Genomic DNA, 17,277 nt, shown 5'->3' on the forward strand with positions numbered 1-17,277 from the left:
CATGAGCTGAAATTCACCGAAACGATGATGGAGAACATAGGTCTTCAGGCCATATGAAAGCTCGGACAGACCTGCCACAACCGGGGCATCGCTACCGCCCTGCTCATTCCCTCAAGCTCCTGAGCCTGAGGGCATTCGCGGATAATCGACCCCAGTCATGATCAGTCTCAAGAACATCACGCTGCGCCGCGGCACCAAAGTCCTGCTCGACCAAGTCAGCACCACCATCAACCCGGGAGAGTCCGTCGGCCTTGTCGGCCGTAACGGTGCAGGCAAGTCCAGCCTGTTCGCCCTGCTCAATGGCAGCATCAGCGAAGACGGCGGTGATTTTTTCATCCCTCCTCAGTGGCGCATGGCACAGGTAGCCCAGCACATGCCGGAAACCGACGAATCAGCCACCCGGTTTGTTCTGGATGGCGACACGCGCCTGGCCGAGCTGAACGCCCAGTTGGCTGCCGCCGAAGCCTCCGGCGATGGTATGGAGATCGCCCAGGCCTATGTGGATCTGGCCGATGCCGGTGCACATGATGCTGAATCACGCGCGCAAGCCCTGATTCTGGGTCTTGGCTTCAAGGTCTCCGAGCTGGATCACCCGGTCAACAGCTTCTCGGGCGGCTGGCGCATGCGTCTGCAGCTGGCCCGTGCACTGATGGCCCCCAGCGACCTGCTGCTGCTGGACGAACCCACCAACCACCTGGACCTGGATGCCCTGGTCTGGCTGGAAGCCTGGCTCAAGCGCTATAGCGGCACGATGATCGTCATCAGCCACGACCGCGAATTCCTGGACGCCATCACCAACGTCACACTGCAGATTCAGGGCGGGCAGATCAACCGCTACGGCGGCAATTACTCGCGCTTTGAAGAACTGCGTGCCCAGCAGCTGGAGCTGCAGGCGGCCAGCTTTGCCAAGCAGCAGGAAAAAATGGCCCATCTGCAGAAGTTCATTGACCGCTTCAAGGCCAAGGCCAGCAAGGCCAAGCAGGCACAAAGCCGGGTCAAGCAGCTCGAGCGCATGGAAAAGGTCGGGCCGGTACTGGCCGAAGCCGAGTTCACCTTTGAATTCAAGGAACCCGCCAATCTGCCCAACCCCATGCTGGCGATTACCGATGCCAGCTTCGGCTATGAGGACGAAGACGGCAGGCAGACCACCATCCTGCGGGGCGTCAACCGCTCCGTGCTGGCAGGCCAGCGCATCGGTATTCTCGGGGCCAACGGCCAAGGCAAGTCGACCCTGGTCAAGACCATCGCCCGCGAGATGAAGGCGCTGGCCGGCACCGTCACCGAAGGCAAGGGTCTCAATATCGGCTACTTTGCCCAACAGGAACTCGACGTGCTGCGTCCCGGCGAGAACCCGCTGGAGCATATGACCCGTCTGGCCAGGGAACTCGGCGCTGCCGCACCCGCCGCCAGCCGCGAACAGGACTTGCGCAACTGGCTGGGCACCTTCAACTTCAGCGGCGACATGGTCAAGCAGTCTGTGGGCAGCATGAGCGGTGGCGAAAAAGCCCGTCTGGTACTGGCCATGATCGTCTGGCAACGCCCCAATCTGCTGCTGCTGGACGAGCCTACCAACCACCTGGACCTGGCCACGCGCGAAGCGCTGGCCATGGCGCTCAACGACTTCGACGGCACCGTGATGCTGGTCTCCCACGACCGTCACCTGCTTCGCGCCGTATGTGAAGACTTCTGGATGGTGGGCCGCGGCGTTGTCGGCCCGTTCGACGGCGACCTGGACGACTACCAGCGTTATCTGCTCGAAGAGTCCAAGCGCTTGCGCGAAGAAGCACGCAATGCCGAACAGCAGGCCAACAGCGCGCCAGCGGTGCAAACTCCGGTAGAGCTCAAGCCAAATACGCCCGAAGCCCCTTCTACAAAAGCGCTGGACGCTCTGAAAGCAGAATCATTCACTGACGTGGGTGACCCCAAGGAAGCCCGTCGCCTGGCTGCTGCAGCTCGCCAGCAACTGGCCGAAAAGACCAAGCCTTTCAAGAAAGAGCTGGAACAGATCGACAAGACGCTGCCCAAGCTCAATGCCCAGCGCGGCGCGCTGGAAGAAAAGCTGGCCACGCCCGGACTATCCGGTGGCGATATCGTGGAAGCGGGCAAACAGCTGAGTGCCGTCAACGCTGAAATCGATCAACTGGAAGAGCGCTGGCTGGAGCTATCGGAGCAGATCGAAGCCCTGGCCACCGAAACCTGCTAAGCCCAGGAAAAGCCCTGCCCCAGGAAAAGCCCTGCCACTGACCAGCTTTGGCAGGGCGCTATTCATTTTGCACATGCATACCGGCTGCTAAAACATCAGCAAACGCGAGTTGCATTTTCTTGCGCTGTTGATTCAGCTTCTTGTCAACCTGCAGTTCAGGCCAGGCGTTGAACCACTCAAAGGAGTGAACTGCAATGACCACCACTGTTACCGACACCGCCAAAGCCCAGCCCGCACAGGCGGCAGCAGCTATGTCTCTGATGGCTTGGCCCTGGGACGAACGTGATCGCAAGCGTGCCCCCGCATTTGCAGCCTGATTATCACTGGATAAAAGAACAGGTAAAAATTTCCAAAAAGCTGTCAACGAGCTGAATCCGTCAGACGTTAAACAGACATACAGGAGAGATTCCCATGCAAACCACGAACATCATGTCCATCTGGCCCGAAGACGAACGCGATCGCAAGCGCTAAGCGCTCGCCGCGCAACACTGTGCAGACCAAAGCGCAGTGTGTTGCAGCCAGGTGCCCGGGCAGTCGGCACTGATAGGCCAAAGAACCCACAAGCCTTACTGCCCCGCGCTCGACCTGCCACTCTCTGAAGTGGCCCCCCATTCCTCAAAACCCGCATGAATGATCTCTGCGGGTTTTGTCATTTGCTTAACCGAGTTTTCCGGTCGCAGCGCACAGTGCAAAACGAAGGGGATGAAAAAAGGAGCCTGAGCTCCTTTTTTGCTGAATGCCTGAAAAGGCTTAATGCATATGCAGACCGCCGTTGACCGCAAAGTCCGCACCTGTGGAATAGCTGCCCTCTTCCGAAGCCAGCCAGGAGATGATGGAGGCGATCTCCGCAGGCTCGCCCAGACGCTTGACGGGCACGCCCGCCACGATCTTTTCGAGCACATCGGGACGAATGGCCTTGACCATATCGGTGCCGATGTAACCAGGGCTGACTGTATTCACGGTCACACCCTTGGCAGCCAGCTCTTGAGCCAGCGCCATGGTGAAACCATGCATGCCCGCCTTGGCGGCCGAGTAGTTGGTCTGGCCGGCCTGGCCCTTGGCGCCGTTGACCGAGCTGATGTTGATGATTCGGCCCCAGCCTTTTTCCACCATGTCTGCCACCACCTGCTTGGTAACGTTGAACATGGAGTTGAGGTTGGTTTCGATGACCGACTTCCAGTCGTCCGGCGTCATCTTGACGAACATGCGGTCGCGGGTGATACCCGCGTTGTTCACCAGCACATCGATGTTGCCGTGCTCTGCCTTGGTCTGGTTGAAGGCTTCGACGGTGGATTCCCAATCCCCCACATTGCCAACCGAGGCATAAAACGTGTAACCCAATTGCGCCTGCTCGTCCAGCCACTTGCGGTAGTCGCGCGATGGTCCGCAACCCGCGATCACCTTGAAGCCATCCTTATGCAAACGCTGGCAGATTGCGGTACCGATACCGCCCATGCCCCCCCGTGACGTACGCTACTTTCTGACCCATTCATCTCTCCTGTCAATCAATGGTTATTTCACGATCACACTATCAACGATAAGAATTCTTAGGAATTGCTTATCGTTTTGAACGCCACACACCCTGCACGCTGGCCATGCCAGTATGCAATCGAGTAGGTCCGAATGAACCCGCTTTCGCCGTGGTTTACCTCGTGATCTTCCCTAGGGTCGATGGGAGGCTGGCATCAGCGGGCTTCCCAGACTGCGCCGGTCTTCAGGAGCACCGGAGCAGTCTGCAATCCTGAAGCCTCAGCAGGCTTCCACAGCCATAGCAACACCCATGCCACCGCCGATGCACAGGCCGGCCAGGCCCTTCTTGGCACCGCTGCGCTGCATTTCATGCAGCAGCGTCACCAGAATGCGGCAGCCCGATGCACCAATGGGGTGACCGATGGCAATGGCACCACCGTTGACGTTGACCTTGGCGGTGTCAATACCCAGATCCTGATTCACCGCGCAGGCCTGTGCGGCAAAGGCTTCGTTGAGTTCGAACAGATCCACATCGGCAGCCTTCCAGCCGGCGCGATCCAGCGCCTTGCGCGTGGCATAGACAGGACCCAAACCCATGACCTCTGGGGCCAGGCCGCTGGTGGCGTAAGACACGATCTTGGCCAGAGGCTTGAGGCCCAGTGCCTTGGCCTTGGCCGCCGTCATCACTACCACGGCGGCGGCGCCGTCGTTCAGACCCGAGGCATTGCCGGCCGTCACAGAACCGGCCTTGTCGAAAGCGGGCTTGAGGGTGGCCAGCACATCGGCATTGGTCTTGCGGTTGACGTATTCGTCACTGTCGAACACGATGGGGTCACCCTTGCGCTGGGGAATGCTCACGGGAACGATTTCGTCCTTGAACTTGCCAGCATCCTGCGCGGCCGCAGCCTTTTGCTGGCTGGCCAGCGCCAGCGCATCCTGCTGCGCGCGGCTGACGTTCTTTTCCTTGGCCACGTTCTCGGCAGTGATGCCCATGTGGTATTGGTTGTAGACATCCCACAGACCGTCCACGATCATGGTGTCCACCATCTTCCAGTCACCCATGCGCTGGCCGTCACGCGAATTGGGCACGGCATGGGGCGACAGGCTCATGTTTTCCTGGCCTCCGGCAACCACGATTTCGCTGTCTCCGGTTGCCACGGCCTGAGCTGCCAGCATAACGGCCTTAAGGCCGGAGCCGCAGACGGCATTGATCGTCAGCGCAGGGGTCTCCTTGGCAATGCCGGCCGCCATCATGGCCTGACGCGCAGGATTCTGCCCGGCCGCCGCCGTCAACACCTGACCCATGATGACTTCACCGACCTGGTCCTTGCCCACCTTGGCACGAGCCAGAGCCTCGGAAATCACGGTCGCCCCCAGCTGGGTTGCAGGAATCTTGGCCAGAGAGCCGCCGAACTTGCCGACCGCCGTACGCACGGCGGAAACGATAACGATGTCTTCCATTGCTGACGAACCTTTCTAGGTTTCTTACAAGTGATGCATGCGTGCGGGTTGCATCCTGTTCATCGTGCCACCCGCCGCTTCCTATCACGGTGCGAGCCTTGTTTGCTGCACCGCAATATGGAACTGATTGTGCCTCAGGCCTCGCTCAGGCTTTTGACAGAACGTAGCGACCCGGAGCATCTTCGATGGCTTCATAGGCACGTGCACGGCCATAGCTCTTGGGAGCCGCGAACTGCTTGCCTGCATGGCTGCCCAGCCAGGCACTCCAGTCCGTCCACCAACTGCCCGGATACTCCGTGGCCTCGGCCAGCCAATCGTTGAACGCCTCGGGAAACTCGCCATCCTCACGCAGCCAGTGGCTGCGCTTGTTCTTGGCCGGCGGGTTGATGACGCCGGCGATATGGCCGGAGGCACCCATCACGAAACGACGCTCGCCGCCCAGTACCTGCGACGAGGCATAGGCCGCAGCGACAGGAACGATGTGGTCCTCGCGCGAGCCGTAGATATAGACCGGCATCTTGAGCTGGCTCATGTCGATCTTCTCGCCGCACACGGTCAGCACGCCGGGCTTGATCAGATTGTTCTCGAGGTAGAGATTGCGCAGATACCAGGCGTAGAACGGGCCGGGCAGATTGGTGGAGTCGCTGTTCCAGTAAAGCAGATCGAACGGCGGCGGCGTCTCGCCCTTGAGGTAGTTGCCCACCACATAGTTCCAGACCAGATCGTTCGGGCGCAGAAAGCTGAAGGTGGATGCCATGTCCTGGCCCTTCATCAGCCCGCCCTTGCCCATTTGCATCTCGCGCAGGCGCACCATGTTTTCATCGATGAAGATGTCCAGAATGCCTGTGTCGCGAAAGTCGATCAATGTAGTCAGCAGCGTCATGCTGGCGACGGGAAAAACTTGGGCCTCCACCTTGGCCGCAGCAGTTTTGCTGCTTGTCTTTGCAGCCGCAGCGCGGCTGCGGGGCTTGGCCCCTTGCGGCTGTCCATGCTCGCGGGCATGGCGTGCTGCCAGCACTGCCATGGCGGTAGAGAGCATGGTGCCGCCCACACAGAAACCGAGCACATTGATCTGTGGCGCCTCGCAGATATCCTGAACCGTGCTCACTGCCTTGAGTACGCCATCTTCGATGTAGTCATCCCAGCTCTTGTGAGCCTGGCTTTCGTCGGGATTGCGCCAGCTGACCACAAAGGTTCGATGGCCCTGGCTGACGGCATAGCGAATGACGGAGTTGTCCGGCTGCAAGTCCAGAATGTAGAACTTGTTGATGCAGGGCGGCACCATCAGAAAAGGCTTTTCGAATACCTTGGCAGTCAGCGGCTTGTATTCGATGAGCTGGAACAGTTCGTTCTCGAAAACCACAGCGCCTTCGGTGGTCGCCACGTTCTTGCCCACGGTGAACAGGCTTTCGTCGGTCATGGAGACATGACCCTGGCGCATGTCGGCCAGCAGATTGGCAATGCCCTGAGCCAGGCTCTCGCCCTTGGTTTCAACAACCTTGTTGAGCGCATCGGCGTTCAGTGCCAGAAAATTGCTGGGCGCCATGGCTGCCACCCATTGCTCGACCGCAAAACGCACCCGGTTGCGTGTTTTCTCATCGCCCTGAACCGCTTCGGCCATGCCGGTCAGCATGCGACTGCCCAGCAGGTAGTTGGCCGCGGCCATCGATGCAACGGGATTGGCGCTCCACTCGGGCTTGGCAAAGCGCTTGTCCCTGGACAGCAGGGCCTGAATCTGCTTGCCATCCGCGAGCGATTGCACTGACTGCAGGTATTCCTGCTGCAACCCCTGCAGTTTGGCCGCATCGAACTGAACCGCTTGAGCCGGACCCGTTGCCATCTGGGGCATGGCCGATTGCATGGCATCCATGACTCCGGCCCAAGGGTTGGGTGCTGCACCCAGACCCGGCATGGCGCTGAGCCCCATGGGAGCACCGGACTGCATCTGCTGAAGCGTCTGGAGGCTCTTGCTCCACTGCTCCTGCCAGAATTGTTGAATGGATTGGCCAGCCTGGCCCCAGCTCGGGTCAAAATTCATGCTTACATCCTAGTCAAGGCAAGCGACCGGCGATCTCAGGGTCTGGGGACGCTTGCGGAATCTGCAATACGGCTCACACGGCGGCATTGTCACCTATGTGCCAGGCAGTTCCGACAAGAAGTAGCTTCATTTAGCCGTTATGAAGCTGTTTTGACACAAAACAACCCGGAGCCAGCATGCTTTCTGGCTCATTACAGAAGCACCATGTACCTCATTGCCATCGCCTGGATGTACGTTGTCGTGATGATGACGATCGCCGAGGCTGCCAGCCCCGGCGCACCCTGCTGGGTGCATTTTTCACCTTTGTGCTCTATGGTCTGCTGCCGCTTTCCATCGTGCTCTACATACTGGGCACGCCGGCCAGAAAGCGCCGCCTCAAAGCCCGGCAGGAACAGGAAGCACTAGCTGCAGGACACGCGCGCCCCAGTCCCGAATCAGGCGTCGCGCCAGATGCTGGCAGCCAGCCGCCCGCTGCCGCCCAGACGGACGGCGTCGCGCCGGTGCGAGAAGAATCGTGATGCATTGCTGACCGTGCACCAGGGCAGGCTGCCATCGTTGCCGAAGATTGCAGCAATGCCCAATGCAGCAAGCCTCTGGCGTGCCAGCTGCGCCAGATCGGCCAGATATTTGGTGCAACTGCCCTCCACAGGCACAAAGTGTCGTGCCGCCTCGGCGTCATGCGCCACGAAGATATCCCGCACCTCGGCCCCTACTTCGAAGGACTTGGAACCTATGCACGGGCCCAGCCAGGCCTGGGTGCGAGCGGCAATGCTGGACGGCTTCATGTCAGCCTCTGAAAGCGATTGCTGCGCCTGCACTTTCCGTGAAAAGGACTCGAAAAGCATCTCCAGCACACCGCCGGGCAACGGTCCCTCGGACTGCTGTCTGCCGGGCGGCATGCCGGCCAGACCGCGCCAGCCCGCATGGGCCGCGCCCACGACCAGCCCCGAATCATGGGCCAGCAACACGGGCAGACAGTCTGCCACCATGACGGTACAGACCACGCCTGCATCGTCGGTCACGCAGGCATCGAAGGCTGCACCATTGGACTCGGCCACATTGCCTGCGTCCAGCGTCAGCACCTCCACACCATGTACCTGCTGCAAGAACGCCGTGCAGGCACCAGGGGTGCGGGCCTGCAGCGCCGCATTGAACAGTTCACGGTTTTGGCGCACGTGAGCGGGGTTGTCACTCACGTGGTCGCCCAGGTTCATGCTGCCCCAGGGTGCCTGGCTGACGCCCCCCTCGCGCGAGGTGCAGATGGCATGCACCCCGGGCAGAGCCGGCCAGTCGGGGACCAGCCAGGAGTCAGGCCAGAGGTCCGGTGGACCCGGCCTATAGGTCTCGCTCATGACGCCCTCTTCACTCAGCATCCGGACAGGCCGAAGGATGGGCCTGCTGGAAAGCCGGCAAGGCGTTGCATCGCTCGACCACGCCCATCAGGCGCGGTAGAGCCTCGAGATTCACATTGAAGCGCTGGGCGTTGTAGATCTGCGGGACCAGGCAGCATTCGGCCAGCGTGGGCGCGTCACCCCAGCAAAACGCCGACGGCGCCAGGCCCATGGCCTTGCGTTCGGCATCCAGCAGCGCCAGCTGACGCTCGAAGGCTTCCAGGCCGGAGCGCACCCAGTGCGCATACCAGCCATTCTTGGCCTCGTCGCTGGCCCCCATTTGGTGCACCAGGTACTTGAGCACGCGCAGGTTGTTGAGCGGATGGATCTCGCAAGCCACCATCTGCGCCAATGCGCGCACATGGGCACGGCCCAGTGCATCCCTGGGCAGCAATGGTGTTTCAGCATGGGTCTCATCGAGATATTCGATGATGGCCATGGACTGCGTGAGCCAGTGCCCCTCGTCCGTCACCAGTGCGGGCACCAGCGCGTCACCCACATGGGAGGCATAGGCCACAGCCTTTTGTTCGCCGCGCACCAGATGCACGGGCACGGAGTCATAGGACAGCCCCTTGAGTTGCAGCGCAATGCGCACACGATAAGAGGCGGAAGAACGGAAATAGGTATGCAGCTTCATGATGTGAGCAGCATAGCGCGAGCCGCGCGGACTGGCATTTTCCCTAGGGCCGGAATACGTAAAAGCCGTCATCAGCCACGCCGTCTCCGGGCCTGCATCGTGGCACACTGCTTGCCACATCAACCATTGCTGATTTCAGCGCGTGTTCCTGCCGAGGACTTCATGAGTTACGTGTTCAATCCCCCTGCCGTTGCCAGCCTGCCTGTTGTGGGCCGCGGCGAGCGCTTTCCCATTCACCGCATCTACTGCGTGGGCCGCAACTATGAGGATCACGCCAAGGAAATGGGCTTTACCGGCCGCGAGCCGCCGTTCTTCTTCATGAAGCCTGCGGACGCGACCGTGGCAGTGGAAGCCGGCAGCACCACCACCGTGGCCTATCCCACGCTGACCCAGAATCTGCACCATGAAATCGAGCTGGTCGTTGCCATCGGCAAGGCCGGCAAGAACATCAAGGCAGCCGATGCACTACAGTACATCTACGGCTATGCCGTGGGTCTGGACATGACACGTCGCGACCTGCAAAACGACATGAAGAAGCAAGGCCGCCCCTGGTGTATCGGCAAGGCTTTCGAGCAATCCGCCCCCATAGGCCCCATCACACCAGCCGATCAGGCGGGAGACATCGTCAACGCCGAGATTTCGCTGCAGGTCAATGGTGACTATCGCCAGCGCAGCCACATCCACAAGCTGATCTGGAATATCGCCGAAACCATTGAGCATCTCTCCAGCGCCTGGGAGCTGCAGCCCGGCGACCTGATCATGACCGGCACTCCCGAGGGCGTGGCCGCCGTGGTCAAGGGTGATGTGCTGGAAGGCGCAGTCACCGGACTTGAGTCCATCAAGATCCAGATCGCTTAAGAATCCCTGGCGCACAGGCAGTTTGCGCCGGCCAGGTACTCGGGGGAGTCGCACCGCAAGGTGTGACTCCCTTTTTCATAGCTGTTTGCGCATGTTGTACCTGCGCTAGCGGCCTGATTTGCTTATAGTTGCGGGATGATTTTTCGCAGCCCCATCAAGTTCTGCCGCAATTGCGGCACCGCAGTCACCTACCGCGTTCCTGACGATGGGGATACGCGCGAGCGTGCCGTTTGCCCGGCCTGCCACACCATTCACTATGAAAACCCGCTCAATGTGGTCGGCACCCTGCCCGTGATGGACGACGGGCGCGTGCTGCTGTGCAAGCGCAATATCGAGCCGCGCCGCGGCAAATGGACGCTGCCTGCAGGCTTCATGGAGCTGGCCGAAACCACCAGCCGCGGAGCCCAGCGCGAAACCGACGAGGAAGCCGGAGCCGACATCGAGCTGGGCAGGCTGTTCAGTCTCATCAACGTGCCCCAGGTAGGACAGGTCCATCTCTTCTATCTGGCCCGCCTCAGAAGTACGCAGTTCTACCCCGGGCCCGAGACCATGGAGGCCCAGTTGTTCGCCGAGGCAGACATCCCCTGGGAAGAAATCGCGTTTCGCACCGTCAAGCTCACCCTGGAACGCTTCTTTGCCGATCGCAGGGCCGGCGTGCTGGAGCAGCCGCAGGTGCACTGCATAGACCTGCCCTGAATCGGCCAGATTGGTTACCCACTTTCTCACAGAAAACACCGCTCTGTCTTGGGGGTACAGAGGAAGTTGTCCGACGCCAGGCTCACTTCTACAGGCCAAAAATTACCAATGAATACAAATTGCGTGTGATCTGACATACCTCCTACGCAATACCGTGAAAGGTCAAGCCATGAGAGCGGGCATCGTGACGGCGTTCTGATCGTCAGCAGGCACATTGCCTTCTGGCTGTTTCATACCAGTCTGCCTTGTCGATGCCCTGACTCATGCATTTACAGTCAATTTACTGGATGAGGCGTCATGAAGGCATCTTTGAGCCCCACACTGAAGTCTCAACAATTGCTGCAGCGCGTCTGGGCTTTTGCGCTCCTGGCACTGATCCTGATGCTCAGCGCCAGCTGCAGCCTCTATCTGCTCTCCGCCGTGCGAGCTTTTGTCAACGGAGAAAGTCTCTGGTCCAAGGCCCAGAAAGATGCGATCTACTCGCTTTCCCGCTACGCGGATGAAGGCAACCCGATCGACTTCGCCCATTATCAGCGGGCCTTGCAGGTGCCGCGTGGCGATGCCGAGGCACGTATTGCCCTCTACGACAAGCCCCTGCGCCTGGACCTGGCGCGCAAAGGCATAGAGCAAGGCCAGAACCACCCCGATGATGTCAGCTCCCTCATCTGGCTGCTGCGTACATTCCGCTATTTCAGCTGGGTGCAGGAACCCGTCGCGTACTGGAAGATGGGTGACGAATACCTGAATCAGCTCGACACACTGGCCCAGGAAATCCGGCAAGGATACGAGGTCGGCAACATCAGCCGCGAAAACATTGCCACCTGGAAGCGCGAGATCGACCTGATCAACCAGGGCGTGACGGCCCTGACCAGAGCCTTCAGCGACTCTCTGGGCCAAAGCTCGCGCAACATCGTCTGGCTGCTGCTCGCCCTCAACGGCGCCCTGGCCATTGGCCTGGTGAGCCTGTGGGTCTGGAATACCTGGCGCCTGATCCTGCTGCGAGAGCAGGTTCAAGAGGGCCTCAACAGCGAAAAAGAGCGCGCGGAGACCACGCTGGCAGCACTCAGCGATGCGGTCATCACCACCAATGCCAAGGGCATGGTCAACTATGTCAACCCCGCCGCCATAGGCCTGCTGGGTCTGCAAAAGCCAAGCTATCTGGACAAGCCCATCAAGCAGGTGTTGCAGTTCTACACCATGGACGCCTCCATCACCAGCGAAGGCCTGCTCGCTCAGCTTGTCAATGACACCAGGGAGACCACCGTCGTGCGTGACGAGCAAACGCACTGGGTTCGCCGCACCGACCACAGCATCGTGCCAGTCAAGGTGCTGGGCTCCGCCATGCAGCGCGATGGCCAGGCATCAGGGGCGGTCTTCGTGCTGCGCGATGTGTCGCGCGAGCAGCAGTACATGGACCAGATCTCCTGGAATGCACGCCACGACACGCTGACGGGGCTGGAAAATCGGGGGGGAATTCGAGCGACGGCTGCAAAAAATGCTGACCCAGGGTCTGCACCAGGTCAAGCCCTACGCTCTTCTCTACATCGACCTGGACCAGTTCAAGCTCATCAACGAAACCAGCGGCCATGCCGCCGGTGATGAGGTGCTGTGTGAAGTCTCTCGCATGTTACAGGCCAATCTGCGCGAAACCGATTGCCTGGCACGCATGGGCGGTGACGAGTTTGCCGTGCTGCTGGAGAACTGCCCTCCTTCCAATGTCGCGAGCATTGCCGAGAAGCTGCGCCTGGCAGCCCAGCAACTGCAAACCACCTGGGGAGAGAAGATATTGCGCACCGGTTTTTCCATCGGTGCCGTGCATGTTCCCGGTGATGCGGTCAATGCCTCCGATCTGCTGCGCATGGTCGATATGGCCTGCTATCAGGCCAAGGAGCGCGGGCGCAACAAGGTCTTTTTCTACAAGGCCGAGGACGGAATCTACAGCCGCTATGTCAGCGAGATGGAATGGGCCACACGCATTCGTACCGCACTGGACGAAGACCGCTTCTGCCTCTATGCCCAGAGCATCGCACCGCTACAGGCCCGCAAGCACAGCCGCCACAGCGGCATGCACTTCGAAGTCCTGCTGCGCCTGCGCGATGAAAGCGGCCAGATCCTGGCCCCCGGACATTTCATACCCGCAGCCGAGCGCTACGGCCTGATGCCATCGCTTGACCGCTGGGTGATCACCAGGGCCCTGCAGACACTGGCGCAGCAGCCCGGACACGCCAAGCTGGTGGAAACCTGCGCCATCAACCTCTCCGGTCCCAGCCTGGATGATGACGGCCTGCTGGAATTTGTGAAGGAGCAGTTGCAGCAGCACGCAATTGCGCCGCAAAAGCTATGTTTCGAAATCACCGAAACCAGCGCCATTGGCAACCTCAGCAATGCCACACGGCTGATTCAGTCGCTGCGCGCCCTGGGTTGCCGTTTTGCCCTGGACGACTTCGGCGTCGGCATGTCGTCGCTGACCTATCTGAAGCAGTTGCCCGTCGACTATCTCAAGATCGACGGCGGCTTTGTGCGTGACATGCTCAAGGACAAGGGAGACCACGCCATGGTGGAGATGATCAATCGCATCGGCCAGACCCTGGGCAAAAAGACCATTGCCGAGTTTGTCGAGAGCCGCGAGATTGCCGAGGAACTCATGACCATGGGCGTGGATTATGTGCAGGGCTACGCCATCGCCCGCCCCAAACCCATGACCAGCGAATACTTTGCCCCCACGCAGGAAAACCAGCTGCCGCAGTGGTGCGGGGCTCTGGCCATGGGCTGACAGCAGCGCACGCCAATACAAAAAACGACGCATCAAGCGTCGTTTTTTTTGTCGGCGGCAGTCAGGCTTCAGCCATCAGCGCGGCTTGCGCGAACCCTGGCCCGCTGGCTTGGCGGGCTTTGCCGCAGTTTTGAAACCGGGCTTGACCTTGCCAGTCACACCCGCGCGCGGCGGCAGGCCGGTATGCTGGGTCAGCAGCTTGCCCGGTTGAGGCTGGCTGCTGCGGAAGCGCACATCGCCCTTGGGCTCCAGGCTCGCCTCTTCGCTGCGGCGTCGCACGGCCACGGCCTTGCCGTCCTTGTTGGTGGTGTAACCAATTCCGCCACCCGCCTTGGACGAGGTGCTGTTCTTCTTTCGTGCACTCTGATAGCTGCCGTCGACCAGGGGCTGGAAGGTCGGGATCAGGTGCTGCTTGCCGTTGCCGATCAGATCGGCGCGCCCCATGGTCTTGAGCGCCTCGCGCAGCAGCGGCCAGTTGTTCGGGTCGTGATAGCGCAGGAAAGCCTTGTGCAGACGGCGGCGCTTTTCACCGCGCACGATGTCCACGCGCTCCTCGGCCTCGTCGCGCATCTGGCGGCGCACCTTGGTCAGCGTGTTGCGGCCGCTGTGGTACATGGCCGTGGCCGTGGCCATGGGGCTCGGGTAGAAGGTCTGTACCTGATCGGCACGGAAGCCGTTCTTCTTGAGCCAGATGGCCAGATTCATCATGTCCTCATCGCTGGTGCCCGGGTGGGCGGCAATGAAATAGGGAATCAGAAACTGCTTCTTGCCGGCCTCTTCGCTGAACTTCTCGAACAGCTGCTTGAACTTGTCATAGCTGCCGATGCCCGGCTTCATCATCTTGGTCAGCGGACCTTGCTCGGTGTGCTCGGGCGCGATCTTGAGATAGCCGCCCACATGGTGCTGAACCAGCTCCTTGACGTACTCTGGCAACTTCACCGCCAGGTCGTAGCGCAGGCCGGAGCCGATCAGAATCTTCTTGATGCCGGGCAGCTTGCGCGCGCGGCGGTAGATCTTGATCAGCGGACCGTGGTCGGTGTGCAGGTTCTGGCAGATGCCGGGGAAGACACAGCTGGGCTTGCGGCAGGCCGCTTCGATCTGCGGGCTCTTGCAGCCCAGGCGGTACATATTGGCCGTGGGCCCACCCAGGTCGGAGATCGTGCCGGTAAAGCCCTTGACCTTGTCGCGGATCTCTTCGAGCTCCTGGATGATGGAGTCTTCGGAACGGCTCTGGATGATGCGACCCTCGTGCTCGGTGATGGAGCAGAAGGTGCAGCCGCCGAAACAGCCGCGCATGATGTTCACCGAGGTGCGAATCATCTCCCAGGCCGGAATCTTGGTGGCGCCCTCGTGGCTGCCGCTTTCGTCGGCATAGACAGGATGCGGGCTGCGCGCGTACGGCAGGCCGAAGACCCAGTCCATCTCGGCCGTTGTGAGAGGAATGGGCGGCGGGTTCATCCACACATCGCGGGCCGTGGTCCCCTCGCCGTGAGCCTGTACCAGCGCACGGGCATTGCCGGGGTTGGTTTCCAGGTGCAGCACGCGATTGGCGTGGGCATAGAGAATCGGATCGCTCTTGACCTCTTCGTAGCTGGGCAGACGCAGCACGGTGCGCTCGCGCGCAGGCAGCTTGGACTTGCTGCGCAGCGAGAGATTGGGCACGAACTGGATGGGCTGGACCTTGGCTACCGATGCGCCGTCATTAGGGCCGTCCGCTTCAGCTTTCGCAGCATCTTCCTTGGAGCAGCTCTGGCCCTGGGCCTCGGCCTGCTCGCTGGTCGTCATATAGGGGTTGATATGGGGCTCGACCTCGCCGGGCTCGTCCACCGTGGTGGAATCGACCTCGAACCAGCCCTCCTCCGAAGCGCGGCGAAAAAACGAAGTGCCGCGCACATCGGTGATCTGCTCCACCGGCTCGCGCGCCGCGATGCGGTGCGCCACTTCGACCAGGGCACGTTCTGCATTGCCGTAGAGCAGGATGTCGCACTTGCTGTCCACCACGATGGAGCGACGCACCTTGTCGCTCCAGTAGTCGTAGTGGGCAATGCGACGCAGCGAGCCCTCGATGCCGCCCAGCACGATGGGCACATCCTTGTAGGCCTCGCGGCAGCGCTGGCTGTAAACGATGGCCGCGCGGTCGGGGCGCTTGCCGGCCACATCGCCCGGGGTATAGGCATCGTCGCTGCGGATCTTGCGATCAGCCGTGTAACGGTTGATCATCGAGTCCATGTTGCCGGCCGTCACGCCCCAGAACAGATTGGGCTTGCCCAGGGCCTTGAAGGCCTCGGCGCTGGTCCAGTCGGGCTGGGCGATGATGCCCACGCGAAAGCCTTGCGCCTCCAGCACACGGCCGATGACAGCCATGCCGAAGCTGGGGTGATCCACATAGGCATCGCCCGTGACCAGAATGATGTCGCAGCTGTCCCAGCCGAGCTGATCCATCTCCGCACGGCTCATGGGCAGGAACGGCGCCGGACCGAAGCGCTTGGCCCAGTACGGCTTGTAGCTGGTCAGCGGCTTGGCATCGCGGTGGAAAAAGGAAACATCAACCGGGGCGTTCATGTGGATGAGCTTTATATGGCCTCATGGCCTATTCGGAGAAACAACCCGTCAGTGTACTTTTCCGCCCTCAGCCTTGCACGAGCAAGGTCTTGCAGAAACAGGTTTGAACTCTGAACTTCATAGCATCCAGCGCTTTCCTTCATTGAAATTCGATGCATAACACACCTTAAATCATTGAAATACAAGCGCTAGGCACTCACTTCTTAATAGCACCAGAATCCAGATAACGCGTCGACTCAGTCCTTTTCCTGCCTCGTCACAGCGCCGGTGGCAGGATCAAGCCTGAGCTTCATGACCGTCTGATCGGCGCGCAGCATCTTGACCTTGTAGCTGGTCTTGCCCCAGTCCGAATCCAGCTGGGCCTCCAGCGGCTTGCCGGGCAAGGCGGCAATAGCTGCATCGACGGCCTGTACCAGCGTGATCCGGGCATCGGCCAGGCGCTTGGCATGCTTGCCCTCGGCTCGCCCCTTGTTCTCCTCCACTGCGGCATCGCCCGTGTTGGCATTCACGCGCAGCTTGATTTCCTCATTCACGGGCGAGATCAGGGTGACCGAGTAATAAGGCGCAGCGCCTTTCTTACCCTCTTCCAGCTCGACATCGATCGCTTTTCCGGGAGCAACGGCCTGGGCTTTTTCGACGGCCTGGCTCAAGCCGATCTGCACGGCACCTGTCAAGGCCAGCCATTCGGCAGCCGACTTGGCCAGGGCCGGAGCCGCACTCAATCCACTCAGGCTCAGGGCTGCAGATAGCAGCAAGGTGCTGGGACGCAATCTCATGGACCAATCCTCCTACAGTGGCAATGGCTCCAGTCTGCCTGGATTTCGTGGCACGGCCTTGTCGGATATCAAGCCATATCGACTTGTGGAAAATCCATCTCAAACTATTGATAGACAATGATTATCCGCTATGAAATCCGAGAGTCAGCACGCCGAGAACCCGCCAAGAACGAGCCTGGGCGGGTCGGGCTGACCGCCACGGACAAGCCTTTTGCTTACAGATCTTGCTGGGCCGCCGCAATCATTTCGCCAAACTGGCGGGCATCACCGAGCTGATTGGCGGCCAGCAGCGCCAGCTTGACCAGCAGCAGCTCGGACTTTTCGGCGCCCACGGCATCGATGGCGACAGCCAGCTGGTCGTACACGGTCTCCAGACCGGCGATATCAAGAGTGGTTTGGATCATTTGAATCT

11 protein-coding genes and 3 pseudogenes are annotated in these 17,277 nt (G+C 60.5%); 5 read left to right on the plus strand and 9 right to left on the minus strand.

The annotated features are described in order from the left end of the window. Positions 1-157: 157 nt before the first annotated feature. Positions 158-2,203: an ABC-F family ATP-binding cassette domain-containing protein gene (locus V8Z78_RS20855; protein ID WP_280032485.1), complete on the plus strand. Its 2,046-nt coding sequence runs from the start codon at positions 158-160 to the stop codon at positions 2,201-2,203. 58 nt (positions 2,204-2,261) lie between these two features. On the opposite strand, the gene V8Z78_RS20860 is transcribed toward V8Z78_RS20855, so the two are convergent. The 4 genes and pseudogenes from V8Z78_RS20860 to V8Z78_RS20875 form a co-directional block, all read right to left on the minus strand. Further along, entirely contained in the window at positions 2,262-2,567 is a 306-nt protein-coding gene (locus V8Z78_RS20860; RefSeq protein WP_179626184.1) for a hypothetical protein, read from the minus strand. Between the two features lie 386 nt (positions 2,568-2,953). Next, positions 2,954-3,692: pseudogene (gene phbB / locus V8Z78_RS20865) on the minus strand (acetoacetyl-CoA reductase). Between the two features lie 260 nt (positions 3,693-3,952). Then, entirely contained in the window at positions 3,953-5,134 is a 1,182-nt protein-coding gene (locus V8Z78_RS20870) for an acetyl-CoA C-acetyltransferase (protein ID WP_003064978.1), read from the minus strand. A gap of 145 nt (positions 5,135-5,279) precedes the next feature. After that, the gene (locus tag V8Z78_RS20875) at positions 5,280-7,172 is read right to left on the minus strand and encodes a PHA/PHB synthase family protein (RefSeq protein ID WP_349732052.1); all 1,893 of its coding nucleotides are present in this window, start codon (positions 7,170-7,172) and stop codon (positions 5,280-5,282) included. Between the two features lie 204 nt (positions 7,173-7,376). On the opposite strand from V8Z78_RS20875, the pseudogene V8Z78_RS20880 reads away from it, so the two are divergent. Beyond that, positions 7,377-7,690: pseudogene (locus tag V8Z78_RS20880) on the plus strand (hypothetical protein). Here the strand turns inward: V8Z78_RS20880 and V8Z78_RS20885 are convergent. Together V8Z78_RS20885 and maiA are read right to left on the minus strand one after the other, a co-directional pair. Next, positions 7,607-8,524: a purine nucleoside phosphorylase YfiH/LACC1 family protein gene (locus tag V8Z78_RS20885; protein WP_349732053.1), complete on the minus strand. Its 918-nt coding sequence runs from the start codon at positions 8,522-8,524 to the stop codon at positions 7,607-7,609. The pseudogene V8Z78_RS20880 and the gene V8Z78_RS20885 sit on opposite strands and share 84 nt — an antisense overlap. Positions 8,525-8,534: 10 nt before the next feature. Beyond that, positions 8,535-9,200 carry a maleylacetoacetate isomerase gene (gene maiA, locus V8Z78_RS20890; protein WP_349732071.1) on the minus strand — a complete coding sequence of 222 codons (666 nt, stop codon included), beginning with the start codon at positions 9,198-9,200 and terminating at the stop codon, positions 8,535-8,537. Between the two features lie 162 nt (positions 9,201-9,362). On the opposite strand from maiA, the gene V8Z78_RS20895 reads away from it, so the two are divergent. The 3 genes and pseudogenes from V8Z78_RS20895 to V8Z78_RS20905 all read left to right on the plus strand — a co-directional run bounded on the left by V8Z78_RS20895 (position 9,363) and on the right by V8Z78_RS20905 (position 13,527). Beyond that, positions 9,363-10,058, plus strand: coding sequence for a fumarylacetoacetate hydrolase family protein (locus V8Z78_RS20895; protein ID WP_046461521.1), 696 nt, complete (start codon positions 9,363-9,365; stop codon positions 10,056-10,058). 135 nt (positions 10,059-10,193) lie between these two features. Next, entirely contained in the window at positions 10,194-10,754 is a 561-nt protein-coding gene (locus V8Z78_RS20900; protein WP_349732054.1) for an NUDIX hydrolase, read from the plus strand. A gap of 297 nt (positions 10,755-11,051) precedes the next feature. Beyond that, positions 11,052-13,527, plus strand: a pseudogene (locus tag V8Z78_RS20905) (putative bifunctional diguanylate cyclase/phosphodiesterase). A gap of 75 nt (positions 13,528-13,602) precedes the next feature. On the opposite strand, the gene V8Z78_RS20910 reads toward V8Z78_RS20905, so the two are convergent. The 3 genes from V8Z78_RS20910 to V8Z78_RS20920 form a co-directional block, all read right to left on the minus strand. Next, a complete protein-coding gene (locus V8Z78_RS20910; RefSeq protein WP_349732055.1) occupies positions 13,603-16,089 on the minus strand; it encodes a YgiQ family radical SAM protein in 2,487 nt (828 codons plus the stop codon). 236 nt (positions 16,090-16,325) lie between these two features. Further along, positions 16,326-16,865 carry a PepSY domain-containing protein gene (locus tag V8Z78_RS20915; RefSeq protein WP_012838411.1) on the minus strand — a complete coding sequence of 180 codons (540 nt, stop codon included), beginning with the start codon at positions 16,863-16,865 and terminating at the stop codon, positions 16,326-16,328. A gap of 215 nt (positions 16,866-17,080) precedes the next feature. Then, the gene (locus V8Z78_RS20920; protein WP_003064957.1) at positions 17,081-17,269 is read right to left on the minus strand and encodes a DUF2783 domain-containing protein; all 189 of its coding nucleotides are present in this window, start codon (positions 17,267-17,269) and stop codon (positions 17,081-17,083) included. Positions 17,270-17,277: the final 8 nt, after the last annotated feature.

The organism is Comamonas sp. wu1-DMT (genome assembly GCF_040187805.1).
Lineage (GTDB): Bacteria > Pseudomonadota > Gammaproteobacteria > Burkholderiales > Burkholderiaceae_C > Comamonas > Comamonas thiooxydans.